The organism is Microvirga makkahensis, assembly GCF_009830105.1.
Lineage (GTDB): Bacteria > Pseudomonadota > Alphaproteobacteria > Rhizobiales > Beijerinckiaceae > Microvirga > Microvirga makkahensis.
On sequence record NZ_WURB01000023.1, the window covers coordinates 13,263 to 26,283 of the forward strand.

At 65.4% G+C, this 13,021-nt stretch carries 13 protein-coding genes and 1 riboswitch; of the genes, 2 read left to right on the forward strand and 11 right to left on the reverse strand.

Translation table 11 applies throughout. The annotated features are described in order from the left end of the window. Positions 1-8: 8 nt before the first annotated feature. Genes cobM through cbiE form a run of 3 tightly spaced genes read right to left on the reverse strand, consistent with a single transcriptional unit; the run spans position 9 to position 2,415 of the window. Positions 9-782: a precorrin-4 C(11)-methyltransferase gene (gene cobM / locus GR328_RS21005; RefSeq protein WP_160887334.1), complete on the reverse strand. Its 774-nt coding sequence runs from the start codon at positions 780-782 to the stop codon at positions 9-11. Continuing rightward, positions 779-1,183, reverse strand: coding sequence for a cobalamin biosynthesis protein (locus GR328_RS21010; RefSeq protein WP_160887336.1), 405 nt, complete (start codon positions 1,181-1,183; stop codon positions 779-781). The genes cobM and GR328_RS21010 overlap by 4 nt, the downstream gene beginning before the upstream one ends. Continuing rightward, entirely contained in the window at positions 1,162-2,415 is a 1,254-nt protein-coding gene (gene cbiE, locus GR328_RS21015) for a precorrin-6y C5,15-methyltransferase (decarboxylating) subunit CbiE (RefSeq protein WP_160887338.1), read from the reverse strand. The genes GR328_RS21010 and cbiE overlap by 22 nt, the downstream gene beginning before the upstream one ends. Here cbiE and GR328_RS21020 point away from each other — a divergent pair. Continuing rightward, a complete protein-coding gene (locus GR328_RS21020) occupies positions 2,414-3,166 on the forward strand; it encodes a cobalt-precorrin-6A reductase (protein ID WP_160887340.1) in 753 nt (250 codons plus the stop codon). The two genes, cbiE and GR328_RS21020, sit on opposite strands and share 2 nt — an antisense overlap. Here GR328_RS21020 and cobJ read toward each other — a convergent pair. From cobJ to GR328_RS21060, 8 genes are read right to left on the reverse strand one after another with little or no spacing between them, the layout of a single operon-like run. Continuing rightward, positions 3,148-3,912, reverse strand: a complete 765-nt coding sequence (gene cobJ, locus GR328_RS21025) for a precorrin-3B C(17)-methyltransferase (protein WP_160887342.1) — start codon at positions 3,910-3,912, stop codon at positions 3,148-3,150. The two genes, GR328_RS21020 and cobJ, sit on opposite strands and share 19 nt — an antisense overlap. Next, positions 3,909-4,649, reverse strand: a complete 741-nt coding sequence (locus tag GR328_RS21030; RefSeq protein WP_246216016.1) for a precorrin-2 C(20)-methyltransferase — start codon at positions 4,647-4,649, stop codon at positions 3,909-3,911. The genes cobJ and GR328_RS21030 overlap by 4 nt, the downstream gene beginning before the upstream one ends. A gap of 7 nt (positions 4,650-4,656) precedes the next feature. Further along, positions 4,657-5,289, reverse strand: a complete 633-nt coding sequence (locus GR328_RS21035; protein WP_160887346.1) for a precorrin-8X methylmutase — start codon at positions 5,287-5,289, stop codon at positions 4,657-4,659. Next, positions 5,286-6,584: a precorrin-3B synthase gene (gene cobG, locus GR328_RS21040; protein ID WP_160887348.1), complete on the reverse strand. Its 1,299-nt coding sequence runs from the start codon at positions 6,582-6,584 to the stop codon at positions 5,286-5,288. Before cobG ends, GR328_RS21035 begins: the two co-directional genes overlap by 4 nt. Further along, on the reverse strand, positions 6,581-9,895 hold the full coding sequence (gene cobN / locus GR328_RS21045; protein ID WP_160887350.1) for a cobaltochelatase subunit CobN: 3,315 nt from the start codon (positions 9,893-9,895) through the stop codon (positions 6,581-6,583). Before cobN ends, cobG begins: the two co-directional genes overlap by 4 nt. Before the next feature lies 1 nt (position 9,896). After that, positions 9,897-10,934, reverse strand: coding sequence for a cobalamin biosynthesis protein CobW (gene cobW / locus GR328_RS21050; protein ID WP_160887352.1), 1,038 nt, complete (start codon positions 10,932-10,934; stop codon positions 9,897-9,899). Positions 10,935-10,959: 25 nt separating this feature from the next. Then, complete coding sequence (locus GR328_RS21055; protein ID WP_160887354.1) at positions 10,960-11,355, reverse strand: DUF1636 family protein; 396 nt, start codon at positions 11,353-11,355, stop codon at positions 10,960-10,962. An 18-nt stretch (positions 11,356-11,373) separates the two neighbouring features. Then, positions 11,374-12,009: a HupE/UreJ family protein gene (locus tag GR328_RS21060; RefSeq protein ID WP_160887356.1), complete on the reverse strand. Its 636-nt coding sequence runs from the start codon at positions 12,007-12,009 to the stop codon at positions 11,374-11,376. 113 nt (positions 12,010-12,122) lie between these two features. Further along, a riboswitch (cobalamin riboswitch) is annotated at positions 12,123-12,312 on the reverse strand. A gap of 102 nt (positions 12,313-12,414) precedes the next feature. Between GR328_RS21060 and cobO the strand changes: the two genes are divergently transcribed. After that, positions 12,415-13,020, forward strand: a complete 606-nt coding sequence (gene cobO / locus GR328_RS21065; protein ID WP_160887426.1) for a cob(I)yrinic acid a,c-diamide adenosyltransferase — start codon at positions 12,415-12,417, stop codon at positions 13,018-13,020. The last annotated feature ends 1 nt before the right edge of the window (position 13,021 follow it).

Consider the following 13,021-nt stretch of genomic DNA (forward strand, 5'->3'; position numbering starts at 1 on the left):
CGCGCACATTATCGGCCGCCCTCGCGGGCGCTAGGCCGGAAGCGCCGATCGTAATCCGCTGAATAGAGGGCGCTGTCGCGGAAGTCCCTCGCAGCAAGCGTTTGCCCCACCAGGATCAACGCCGTGCGCTCCAGCTTTTCTGCGCGCACCATGGCGGCCAATGTGCCGAGCGTACCCTTGATCACCCGCTCGTCCGGCCAGGACGCGCGCCAGACCACCGCCGCCGGACAATCCTCGCCATAGAACGGCAGCAATTCCTCGACGACCTTGTCGATCACATGGATAGAGAGGTGAATGGCAAGTGTCGCCTTGGTCCGGGCAAAGACGGCAAGCCGCTCCGTCTCCGGCATAGCCGACGCCCGGCCCGAGGTGCGGGTGAGGACCACCGATTGGCCAATCTCGGGCACTGTCAACTCGCGCCCGATGGCGGCGGCGGCGGCGGCAAAGGCGGGAACGCCGGGCGTGATCGTGTAGGGAATGCCGAGCGCTTCGAGGCGCCGGATCTGCTCGCCCATGGCGCTCCAGATCGAGAGATCGCCGGAATGGAGGCGCGCCACGTCCTCGCCGTTCCCATGCGCGCGCGCATATTCCGCCGTGATCGCGTCGAGATCCAGAGGCGCCGTGTCGACGAGGCGCACGCCGGGCGGGCACCAGGAAAGAATTTCGGATGGAACGATGGAGCCCGCATAAAGGCAGACGGGACAGCGCTCGACGAGCGCGCGTCCGCGCACGGTGATCAGATCGGCGGCTCCGGGGCCAGCCCCGATGAAGTGAACGGTCATGAATGGATCTCCCGTCGCGCCAGGGCGCAGGTGGCGGAGGCTGAAGCGATGCGCTCCAGGATGAGTTCCGATTGCGGCCCTCCCGCCGCGAGCGCTGCGGCTTCCGCCACTGACCCGACCCCATGCGCCGCCAGGGAACGTGCGGAATGCGTGCTCACGCGCGGCGCTGCCTCCATCAGGGCAGGTCCGGTCACGCTGACGGCCGGAATGGACAGGCGGCGGGCCGCTTCTGTGAAGGCCGGCAGGGCAGCAAGGGGCTCGATGGTCGCGAGCCGATCCAAGACATCGCCCATCAAGTCGGCGCGGGCAAGGGCCTGCTCCACGAGGGCCACGATCTCGTCGGCGGCGGCATTGCGCCTGAACCCCACACCGGCCACGATCATGGTTTTATCACCACCCATTGCGTCACCGGCATCGCTCCCCGCCAGCCATGCATGCTGCCGACGCGCTCCAGGCGCGAGAGCGCTAGGCGCCGCATCGCGCCGCCATAACGGGCATGGAGCGTGCCGAGGAGGGTCTCGGTTTCAAGGGTTATCGCATTGATCACGAGGCGTCCGCCGGATTTGAGCGCCGCCCATGCGGCATCGAACACGCCAGGTTCGGACGCGCCGCCGCCGATGAACACTGCATCCGGCGCGGGCAGGCCGCCAAGCGCTTCGGGAGCGCGGCCAAGCCGGATGTCGAGCGCCATCGCGCCAAGCTCGGCGGCGTTGCGCCGTGCGCGCTCGGCCCGCTCCTCGCGCTCCTCAATGCCAATACAGCAGTTTCGCGGATGACGCAGGCACCACTCGATGCCGACGGAGCCCGCACCCGCGCCAATGTCCCACAACAGCTCGCCCGCCTTGGGGGACAGCGCCGCGAGGGTCAGCGCTCGCATCTCCGCTTTGGTGAGCTGACCGTCATTCTCGAACCAGGAATCGGGAAGGCCCGGCGCGAGGGGCACAATCCGGGCATCACCTGCCGCTACAACCTCGATGGCCACCGTGTTTAGCGGGTCGATCTCTGCGAGACCGAAATCGGAGGCCGTCGCATGGCGGATGCGCTCGCGCGGCCCACCCATGGCTTCGAGCACGGTGATCGCTGAAGCGCCGAGCCCGCGCCTCATCATCAGGTCCGCGAGCTTGCCCGGCGTCGAGCCGTCCCACGACAGGGCCAGCAGGCGCGCTCCCGGTTGCAGATGAGGAATAATACGTTCCAGCGCCCGACCATGAAGGCTCACGCACTCGCATTCCGGCAGCGACCAGCCCATGCGGGCAGCGGCCAGGCTGAAGGCCGAGGCATGCGGGAAACTCACGATCTCGTCCGCTGGGATCCGGCGTGCGAGCTCCGCGCCGACGCCATAATGGAAAGGATCGCCGGTTGCGAGCACGCAGGTAGGTTGTCCTCTGCGCGCCAGGATCATGGGATAGCCCTCGGCAAAGGGGCTGGGCCAAACGAGCGCGCGCACGGCAAGCGGTGCCGCGAGCTCCAGGTGGCGCGCACCACCGATCACCAGTTCCGCCCCATCGAGAGCGGCGAGCGCCGCAGCCGAGAGACCCGCGCGCCCATCCTCGCCGATGCCGATAATGGTCAGCCAGGGGCGGCTGGGAGTCGTGCTCGACTTCGGATCAGAATTCAGGGTAAAGGGGCTCATGCGCATTCTCGTTCTGGGTGGCACCACCGAAGCCTCCGCGCTCGCGGCGCGGCTGGCGGGTCGATCCGAATTCAACCCCGTTCTCTCCATGGCGGGCCGCACCAGCGACCCGCGCCCCTTGCCGATTCCCACCCGCATCGGCGGCTTCGGCGGCGTGAAGGGCTTGGCCCGTTATCTCCGTGACGAGCGGACCGAGGCGGTTGTCGATGCGACCCACCCCTTCGCCGGCATCATGTCCCGCAACGCCGCCGAGGCCTGCGCGCAGACCGGTGTTCCGCTGCTCGCCTTGCGCCGTCCGCCTTGGATACGGCAGGCGGGTGACCGCTGGATCGGCGTGCCGAATACAGAAGCCGCCGTAACCGCGCTTGGGGAAGAGCCGCGCCGGGTGTTTCTCACCGTAGGCCGCCTCGAACTCCCGCCCTTCGCAGCCGCCCCGCAGCACACGTATCTGGTTCGCACCATCGAGCCCGTGGGCGACGCGCTGCCCGTGCCGAACCTCCGCGCTATTCGCGACCGCGGGCCTTTCGACGAGTCCGCCGAGCGTAGGCTCATGGAGTGCGAGCGCGTCGAGGTGGTGGTGACGAAGAACTCCGGTGGGACCGCGACCTATCCGAAGATCGCCGCTGCACGCGCTCTGGGGCTGCCCGTCATTCTCGTGGCGCGGCCCGCAAAGCCCGCAGGGGTCGAGGAGGTCACGAGTGCCGAGGAGGCGCTCGATTGGCTCGAACGGCGTCACGGGCGCACTCCGTAGAAGCGGGGCGTATAGACGTAAGGCGTGTCGCCATCGGCCTTTTCGATCAGTCGCGTGGTGCTCGCGCCGATGATCACCACAGTGGACATGTCCGCCATGGAGGCCTCGACCTCGGAGAGCGGCACAATTCTGATGCGCTGGTCGGGCCGCCCCACCGCGCGGGCGAAGATGATCGGTGTATCTGGGCCGCGAATCTCCGCGACGACCTTGAAGGCTGCTCCAAGCTGCCAGGGCCGGGCGGCGGAGATCGGGTTGTAGAGCGCCACCACGAAATCCGCCGTGACCGCCGCTTTCAGGCGCCTTTCCACAACTTCCCAGGGCTTCAGGTTGTCGGAGAGAGATATGGCGCAAAAGTCGCCGCCCAGCGGCGCGCCCACGTGGGCAGCTGCGGCGAGCATCGCCGTGATACCGGGCTCCACGCGAATGTCGATATCGCGCCAGCTCGGGTCGCCGTTTTCAAGCGCTTCGAATACCGCTGCCGCCATGGCGAATACGCCGGGGTCGCCGCCGGAGACTACTGCAACCTGTCCGCCCTTCGCGGCAAGGTCGAGAGCTAGGCGCGCGCGGTCGAGTTCAACCCGGTTGTCGGATCCATGGCGACGCTGACCTGGCCTCTCAGGCACGCGGCCGACATAAGGACCGTAGCCGATGAGATCCGTGGCCGAAGCGAGCACTTCGGAGGCTGCCGGCGTCAGCCAGCGTGGATCGCCCGGGCCGAGACCCACGATGGTCACTTGGCCCGTCATACGCGTCTCCCCTGGCCAGGTACGATGATGAGAGAGAAGTAGGGGGCTTCCATGCTCTCCGGGATCTCGGGCAGCGGGACGATCTTTTCCTCGGCCATGGTGGCGCGTTCTATATAGATCGCCCGCTCCAGAAGACCGGCGGAGGCGAGCGCGGTCCGCACCTTCGGGAGGTTGCGCCCAAGCTTCATCACGACGGCGGCATCGGTGTTCGACAGACGCCGCGTCAGCTCCGCCTCCGGCAGCGTTCCGGGTAGCACGGTCAGCACATCGTCGCCCCAGGTGATCGGCGCGCCAGCGCGGGTCCAGGCACCCGACATACCGGAAACCGCTGGCACGACCTCAGTGGGCACCTTCTCCTTGAGGCGCCACCAGAGATGCATGAACGAACCATAAAAGAAGGGATCGCCCTCGCACAGCACACCAACAATGCGGCCGGCCTCAACCTCAGCGAGCAACTGCATCGCGGCTGCTTCGTAAAAAGGGCTCAAGGCCGCGGCATAATCCGGGTGATCCGACGGGATCTCCGTCGTCACCGGATAAACGAGAGCTATTTCGCGCGCCGGGTTCATGCCGACAATCGCATCCGCGATCGTGCGGGCGTTGCCGCGCTTGCCGCGTTTGCAGAAGTGGACGAGCCGGTCAGCGGTCTCCAGCACCTTGCGGGCGCGCACCGTCATGTAATCCGGGTCGCCGGGGCCGAGTCCTAAGCCGAAGAGGCGGATCGTATCCTGGGTCATGCCTATCTCACTCGATCGGGTTCGCGAGGGCATTCACCGCCGCAGCTGCCATCGCGCTGCCGCCGCGTCGTCCATGAACGACGAGGTACGGCACGCGGCGATCCCGAGCAAGCGCCTCCTTCGACTCCGCGGCGCCGATGAAGCCGACGGGAATGCCGATCACCGCAGCGGGCTTCGGCGCACCGGCATCAAGCATTTCGAGCAGATGGAAAAGGGCGGTGGGCGCGTTGCCAAACACCACGAGCGAGCCTTCAAGACGCTCGCGCCACAGCTCCATGGCCGCCGCCGAGCGGGTATTGCCGAGTTCGGCGGCAAGCACGAGCACGCGCGGGTCGTCGAGGGTGCAGATCACTTCGTTGTTCGCAGGCAAGCGGGCGCGGGTGATGCCGTTCGCAACCATCTTAGCATCGCACAGGATCGGTGCCCCGCGCTGAAGGGCCTCCTCCGCGGCTTCCGCGAAGTCGGGCGAGAGTTCGACATCCCGCGGGAGGTCCGTCATGCCACAGGCATGAATCATGCGCACGACCACGCGCTCGGCGGTACCGGAAAAGCGGGACAGGTCGGATTCGGCACGGATGATCGCGAAGGATCGGCGATAAATCTCCGCGCCTTCGCGGATGTAATCACGAGCACGGCTCATCGGACGTTCTCCGCGAATGCACGGCTCAGATCATCCACAGTGTTCAAGGGCAATAAACGCGTCATGAGTTCTTCGACAGAAAGGTGATGGGATGCCGTCTCCCGGGGAGTGCCGTTCGGTACGACGTCATAGCGACCATCATCGCGGCCCACCAGCGTAAGGTCGGCCTTGCCTGGATGAGCGCAGCCCTTGGGACAGCCTGAGACATGAAGAGTAAAGCCCTGCGAAAGCAGGCCTTCGCAGGCGTGAGCGAGTTCCAAGGCATCGTCAGGAGCAGGCGTCCGGGCACTGGCGCAATCTGGCTTACCGGGACATGCGGCCAGGGAGAGACGATGATCGTCTGCTTCGATGATGAAACCAGATTGCGCAGCCGCTTGGAGCAGCTCCGCCAAGTGCTTTTCCGCAACTCCCGGCAGCAGAATTCCCCGCGTGAACGACAGGCGGATCTCACCCGTACCGAATTGCTCACTCCATTCGGCAGCCTGTTCCAGCTGCGGGCTCTTGCAACGGCCGAAGGGCAGGGCGAGGAGAACAGCTTTGGCACCGACGACATCCAGGATGCCGGCTCGCGGCGCTGGATTGCGCGGAGATGCCGCCGCGGCTGGCCCGAGCGCTGCCTTGTCCGCGAGTTCTCCGACCATGTTCGGGTGAAGATCTCGCAGCCGCCGTGCTTCTGATCGTCCTGAATCTCTCATCTCGGCATAGCCAGATAGAATGGTGACGGCTGTCTCGGTTGCTCGACTGGAGTCCGTAGCTCCAATCCATTGCAGTCCGTTGAGCGATGAAAGGCCGAAGGCAACCGCATTGCCGTCATCAAGCGCCGCCAAATGAAGATCGGCGCCGATGGTATCGAGCGGCAGCAAGCCGCCGCCGTCGATAGCAATGAAGAACTTGGCAGGAAGCCCAGTGATGGAGCGGGCTTTCTCCTCGATGGCTTGTGCAAGTGCCAGCGCGTCGAAGCGTTCCCGCATGTCGACGCCAGCGAGCGGTGAGACCATGGTGACACGATAGGGGCCGTCACCTTCCGGTTCAGTCAAGCCCACACGATTCAGAAGCGTCATCAATGCAGGATAGCTCTCGTCGCGCACGCCGCGAATCTGGAGATTGCCCCGTGCGGTGATATCGAGGTGACCATTGCCATGTTGGCGCGCCGCCTCAGCGATGAGGCGCACCTGTGCAGCCGTGAGCCTCCCAGCGGGCGGATGGAGGCGGACGAGCAGCCCATCGCCCGTCGCCATCGGGCGGCGTACGCCCGGGCACCAGCCCTTGCGCATGATGCGGCTCGACGTTGTCATCCTGCCGCCTCCTGCCGATCGTCGTCGAGCAACGCTGCCACGGAATTAAGGCGGCTTTGCCACAGTCCGCGCCGTCTTGCTTCTGCGAGACGATCCCGGATCGCCCGGGCGGCAGCCGGGTTGGCAACAACGATCTGCTCGCGAACGGATTGATCAGCGAGAAGGGCATTGAACAGGAGATCGAAAGCCGTATTCGGGACGGCATCCGTCGTGGCCGCGAAGGCAAAGAGAGCGTCAACTCCCTGGGCGATCTCGGCCGCTCCACGCCACCCATGGCGGAGTTGGCCCGCAATCCAGTGCGGGTTCGTCAGACGGCCGCGCACGAGCCGGTCCACATCTTCGACAAGGGTGCGAGCCTTCGGATTCTCAGGGCGGCTCGTGTCGAGGCTATAGACGGCAGGAGTGGAGCCTAAGGCTTCGGCCGCTGCCGCGAACCCGCCGATGGAATCGGCGGCAGAGTCGCCGTCCAGGATGTCGCGTTCAGCCACGTCGCTCACATGCACGAAGGCTTCGGCCTGTTGGACGCGTTGCGGAAAGCTTTCATCCGCACTGGCATTTCCTAAGGCACCAAACGCATGGGAGGTGCTTTCGAGGTAGGTGCGGCCAAGATCGTGCCTTGTGCTCCATTCTCCGTCCAAGGCGTGAGCGGATACGCCAGCGCCATAGGTGCCTGGTGCTGATCCGAACACACGCGAAAGCATCTCGCCACGCCTGCGGGCGGCGGCGAGTTCGTTCCACTCGTTATCCTCGTCGAGCGCGGCCACGGCTCGGGCTGCTTGATCGAGGAGAGCGATCTGGTCGGGGAAGGTATCCCTGAATGCGCCGGAGACGCGAACGGTCACATCGGCGCGGGGACGGTCGAGCAGCGGTTGCGGCACGATCTCGAAGCCTGTCACGCGCGTGGAGGCATGATCCCATGTGGGACGCACGCCCATGAGCGCGAGCGCCTGGGCGATATCCTCGCCGCCGGAGCGGAGCGTGGGAGAGGCCCACAGATCCATCACGATCCGGCGCGGCCAGTCGCCTTCTTCCTGGAGGTGGCGGCGCACGATCTCCCGTGCGGCCCGCCAGCCGAGTTCGGTGGCAGCGCGAGTGGGAAACGCGCGTGGATCGAGTGTTGCGAGATTGCGGCCGGTCGGCAGAACGTCCGTCTGTCCACGTGAAGGCGAGCCTGCCGGACCCGGAGTGACAAAGCGGCCGTCGAGGGCGCTCAAGAGGCCGTCATGCTCGCCCACTCCGCAGGCCTCGAAACCTTGGGGTGGGTGCCCGAACACGTGAAGACCTTCACGAATTGTCACTTCGCCGAGATCGCAGAGATGAGCATCGAGACGCGTCAGGGCCTCGTCCATGGGCGTGCTGTCATCAATGCCGCAGGCAACGGCAAGCCCGCTGGTGCGTGCGCGCTCCAGGATCTCGCCAGCGACGAGTTCGGCCCGTCCTGGATGGAGCACTTGCGCGGATGAAAATTCCTCCACCAGCTCGCGAAGCGCCGCAGCTTCACCATGCAAGCCGGCCTCGCAGGTCTGCGGCGTAAGATGCCCGATCGTCACCGCGCCAATCCGGCGCTTGGCAGGTGCTGCCTCTCCGGGATCATCGACGATGAAAGGATAAATGACCGGAACAGAACCGGTCACGAGGCGCGGCCAGCAGGTGGCTGAGAGCGCGACTGCCTTGCCGGGAAGCCATTCGATCGTGCCATGCGTCCCCAGATGCACGAGCGCGTGGATGCCTTCCAGGCTCCTCAGGCCAAAATAGAAAGCTAGGTAGCCGTGGCTCGGAGGACAATCGGGATCGTGGTAGAAACCCTTGCGGTCTTTGCCATGGCCTCGGTCAGGCTGAAGGACAACGAGGATGTTGCCGGCGCGCACCGCGCGAAAGCGGAAGACGTTTCCGTCCAGTGTTGGGTCACTCTCGGGATCTCCCCATCGCTCGGCGATGGCGGATCGCTGCTCCGCAGGCACGCTGTCGAGCCACGCGCGATAGGTGGAAAGCGGAACCTCGAACGCGTGTTCGCCTGCTGTCAGGCGCAGCATCAGGTCGTCGGAGGTGAAGCGCCTCTGCGCATCGTAGCCAGCCTCCCGCAGCAGATCGACGATTGCGCAGGTGCTTGCCGGAGTATCGAGCCCCACCGCGAAACCGGCCCGGCCACCGCGCGCCGGGTAGTCGGAAAGAACGAGGGCCAAGCGCCGGTCATGGCGCGGGGTGCGAGCGAGCCGTATCCAGGCAGCGGCCACGTCTGCCACCATGCCGATCCCGGTCGGATCCGGCGCCTGCACGCGATGGGCGAAGCAGATGGGCGGGGCGGCGGGCTTCTCGGCCTTGAACGAGATTGGACCGGCTGCAATGCGCCCGTCGAATTCAGGCAGGGCAATCTGCATGGCAAGATCAGCGGCAGACAGGCCGCGTGGGGAGGCTTCCCAGGCCTCCTTCGCGCTGCCGACGGGGATTGCCTGCAGAACTGGACAATCGGCTTCATCAAGCACGAAACTGGAATCATCGCGCGCCGAGAAGGCCGTTGTCGTCACGATCATGTCGGGGCGGCGCGCACAGATTGCGCTGCGGACGATATCGACCGCTTCCGGATCTTTCAGGCTTGAGACGGCCAGCACGAGCGGGGCGATACCGCGTTCAAGGAGGGCAACTGATAGAGCCTCGACGGGCTGTGTGTCGCCCGCAAGCACAGACGAGCGATAAACGAGGATATACGCCAGCGGATCCCGATCGGAGCATCGGGCGAGCAGCGTCTCAGGCTTGGCGATCCCGTTCTCCGGAGTCCAGGCGAAGGCACGGGGAGCTGCTTGCGGCGGCTCCACAGGTGAATTCCTTTCGCCGATCTCATGGCCGATGCGCGCAAGCAGGCGGCTCATGTTGTCGATGCCGCCCGCCCGGAAATAGGCTTCCAACTCATCGCAGAGACCAGGAGAAACCGTGGCATAGGCCGAGAGCCGAGGATCTGGGCGGTCGTCACCTGGTATTACCGCCAGCTTCACGCCTTCTGAGCGGCACGTTTCGGATAAACGCTCCAGACCGTAACGCCAGTAGTCGCGCCCGCCGAGGCACCGCACGAGAATGAAGCGCGCCTTCGCGGCCGTCTTGTCGATATAGAGATCGATGGAAAAAGGATGGCGCAGGCGCCGGAGCGAAGCCAGACGGAGCGATAGCCCGTCTGACCTGCGTTGTTGGGCGGCCGCCAGCGCACCGAGGTCACTGTCCGCGAAGGAGAGGACCACGATATCACCCGGAGGCTGCTGGAGGTCGATAGCCTCAGAGCCGTCGTCGAGGGAAATCGCTGTGATCGGAAGAAGGTGCATCTCACCCGTTGTGCAAAGCGGCCTCGACGGCCTTCACGTCGAACCCCTTCAAGCCGATCACCACCATGCGTCCATCCTGCGCCTCGCCGGCCTTCCAGGGACGGTCGAAGTGATACGCCACGCGCTGGCCGACACCCTGGACCACGAGGCGCATCGGCTTGCCATCGACCGGCGCAAAGCCCTTGATCCGCAGCACACCTGCGGCTTGCGCGGCGCGCTCGACACGGGCGACGAGAGCTTCCGGCGTGGCGACTGGAGCGACCGAGATCGCGATGCTCTCGAAATCGTCGTGATCGTGATCCTCAGCCGTCTCGTGATGGGAGGGGCGAGCGTCCAGATCGGCCTCGGCGGCGGCGCTAAGGCCGAGGAGCACGGCCGGATCTACTTTACTATGGGCGGTCTCGATGACCTTCACGGCACGGGGCAGATGTTCGTTGATCTCGGCGAGGACCGTGGTCTTGTCGTCAGCTGCCATCTGGTCGGTTTTGTTGAGAAGGATGAGATCCGCGCAAAGCAGCTGATCCTCGAACACCTCTTCAAGCGGGTTCTCGTGGTCGACGGAGGTGTCGGCGGCGCGCTGGGCTTCTAGCGCATTCGGGTCCTCGGCGAATGCGCCGGAGGCGACTGCGGGGCCATCCACCACGGCGATGACGCCGTCGACCGTGACGCGGGAGCGGATGTCGGGCCAGTTGAAAGCCCGCACGAGCGGCTTCGGCAGGGCAAGGCCCGAAGTTTCGATCAGGATGTGCTCGGGTGGGTTCGGCCGGTTGAGAAGCGCATTCAGGGCGGGCACGAAATCATCCGCCACTGTGCAGCACAGGCAGCCGTTCGGCAGCTCTACGATATCTTCCTGTGTGCAGCCCTCGATGCCGCAACCTTCGATGAAGGAGCCGTCGAAGCCGAGATCGCCGAATTCGTTAACGAGAACGGCGAGGCGGCGGCCGCCGGCATTCTCCAGCAGGTGGCGTACGAGCGTGGTTTTGCCGGCGCCAAGGAAGCCCGTGATGATCGTGCAGGGAATCTTGGTGATATCGCTCATGAGGCGAGCCTTTCAGCGGCTTGGGTCAAGCCGCGCTGTCTTTCTTGAACGGGGGAATGCGGGCGACGACACCTTTACGAAAGGCCTCCGGCCGCTCACGCCAGGGCACGAGGCCATCGGAGGTCGCCGCATAGCGGCGAAGCCCCTCGATAATGGTGTCCGCCGATGTGTCGGCATTCAGGTCGCCGTAAATGTAGGTCCAGCGTCCTGGGCTTGAAACCGCGATGGTGCACGGACGCTTACAGACGGAGAGGCACTCGACTGCCTCCACCCGCACCGCAGGGGTGCCGGGCTGGGCGAGCGCCTCGGTGAGGGCCCGATGGAGAACCGCGCCGGGCCGGAGCGCCTTGTCGTCCGGACCACCCGCCTCACGACAGGTGACGCAGACATGAAGGCAGATCTCCTCAGGAGTTGAGGTCATGAGCCGAGGCCCGTCCGCTTAGGCGAATGCCGGAAAGACCAGGGCCGCGGCTCCCGTCACGGCGACGGCAAGGCCAGCCAGGCGCAGCTGGAGGGAGGGTGCCGCAAAGGAGGTCTTCTCGAACCGGCGCGCCGCCAGCGCGATACCCGTGGTGACAGCAGTCTGGATTGCGACGAGGCCCACCAGATAGGCACCGATCGGAGTGGTTTCAGCGCCGACGACCGTTTCGGCCAAGGCATAGCCGTGCAGGGCGCCGCCGGTTGAGAACAGTGCCGCGACCAGCGCATAAGGAAGGGTAACGCTCATGGTCATCGCAAGGCCGATAATGACGACACTCAGCCCCACGAGCAGCTCTGCATGGGGAATGGTTGCGCTTGCGAGGTGGAGGCCAATACCTGCCGCCATGGCGATGATCCAGAAGGCGGGTAGCGTAAGGCCGCGCGAGAAGCGGGTGGACACGAGGCCGACGCCGATCAGGGCGGCCAAGTGATCGAGGCCAATGAGCGGGTGGGCCAGGCCCGACAGAAAGCCCTGAACGAAAGTAGCCGGGGTCGCGCCGCCCATCGGGTGGTGGGCGAAGGCCGGTGTTGCCGCGACGAGGCCGCCGAGGGTCAGAGCAAGGAGGCGAGTCTTGGGCAGGCTGGATGCAGGCATCGTTCTCTCCGTCGGGAGACCATGAGGTCTGTTGAGCTTCCACGGACGGAACCGAACGACTGCCAATCGTTCGACTACGGTCCCCATCGGCACACCCCGTCCGACAGACCCGATAGAAGCTTGTGATGACGGCAGGTCTCCTGGCTCACGGGTCGATACTTTGCGCAATCGCCTTCCCGGGCTTTGAGGCCCAGTGGCATGTCGAGCGCAAGCTCGCCGTTTACAGTTGCGGGGGCAGCCGCGGTGTCTCACCGCATTCCCTTTTCACCCCGTTGCCGGGGCACCGTCCCGTTCTTGTTTAAACAGCCAAGGGATATCTTTCAAGCCTGAGCGTGGATGGACTTGGCCTTGAAATTCGGCTTGCCGGTGTTCATGGTGCGCGTCTCTCAAAGGCAGCAGGACGCCATGACACCGGACGAAGAGGCGCGCCACCGCGCCAAGATGATCAAGCGCAAGGAAGTGCAAGACCGCGAGGTGGCCTCGAAGACGGTTGAGAAGGGGCTTCTCATCGTTAATACGGGGCCGGGCAAGGGCAAGTCGACGGCGGCCTTCGGCCTCATGCTCCGGGCGCTCGGGCGCGGCTTTGGCGTGGGCGTGGTGCAGTTCATCAAGGGAGCCTGGGAAACGGGCGAACGTCTCGCTTTGGACCGGTTCCCCGATCAAATCGAGTGGCACACCATGGGCGAGGGCTTCACCTGGGAAACGCAGGACCGGGCCCGCGACGTAGCGGCCGCCGAGCGGGCCTGGGCCAAGGCGAAGGAGCTGATGGCGCGAGAGGACATCCGCCTACTGGTGCTGGATGAACTCAACATTGCCCTGCGCTACGAGTACCTGCCCCTGGCCGAAGTCGTGGAAGCCCTGCGTGGGCGCAGGGCCGATCTCCACATCGTGGTCACCGGGCGTAATGCCAAGCCGGAACTGATCGAGGCCGCCGATCTCGTCACGGAGATGGCCCTGGTGAAGCACCATTTCGCAGCCGGCGTCAAAGCGCAGGAAGGCATCGAGTTCTGAT

Excerpts from the sequence above, each read along its gene's own strand:
- cobM (WP_160887334.1), bottom strand. The coding sequence starts at position 782 with ATGACCGTTCACTTCATCGGGGCTGGCCCCGGAGCCGCCGATCTGATC.
- GR328_RS21010 (WP_160887336.1), bottom strand. The coding sequence starts at position 1,183 with ATGGGTGGTGATAAAACCATGATCGTGGCCGGTGTGGGGTTCAGGCGC.
- GR328_RS21020 (WP_160887340.1), top strand. The coding sequence starts at position 2,414 with ATGCGCATTCTCGTTCTGGGTGGCACCACCGAAGCCTCCGCGCTCGCG.
- cbiE (WP_160887338.1), bottom strand. The coding sequence starts at position 2,415 with ATGAGCCCCTTTACCCTGAATTCTGATCCGAAGTCGAGCACGACTCCC.
- cobJ (WP_160887342.1), bottom strand. The coding sequence starts at position 3,912 with ATGACGGGCCAAGTGACCATCGTGGGTCTCGGCCCGGGCGATCCACGC.
- GR328_RS21030 (WP_246216016.1), bottom strand. The coding sequence starts at position 4,649 with ATGACCCAGGATACGATCCGCCTCTTCGGCTTAGGACTCGGCCCCGGC.
- GR328_RS21035 (WP_160887346.1), bottom strand. The coding sequence starts at position 5,289 with ATGAGCCGTGCTCGTGATTACATCCGCGAAGGCGCGGAGATTTATCGC.
- cobG (WP_160887348.1), bottom strand. The coding sequence starts at position 6,584 with ATGACAACGTCGAGCCGCATCATGCGCAAGGGCTGGTGCCCGGGCGTA.
- cobN (WP_160887350.1), bottom strand. The coding sequence starts at position 9,895 with ATGCACCTTCTTCCGATCACAGCGATTTCCCTCGACGACGGCTCTGAG.
- cobW (WP_160887352.1), bottom strand. The coding sequence starts at position 10,934 with ATGAGCGATATCACCAAGATTCCCTGCACGATCATCACGGGCTTCCTT.
- GR328_RS21055 (WP_160887354.1), bottom strand. The coding sequence starts at position 11,355 with ATGACCTCAACTCCTGAGGAGATCTGCCTTCATGTCTGCGTCACCTGT.
- GR328_RS21060 (WP_160887356.1), bottom strand. The coding sequence starts at position 12,009 with ATGCCTGCATCCAGCCTGCCCAAGACTCGCCTCCTTGCTCTGACCCTC.
- cobO (WP_160887426.1), top strand. The coding sequence starts at position 12,415 with ATGACACCGGACGAAGAGGCGCGCCACCGCGCCAAGATGATCAAGCGC.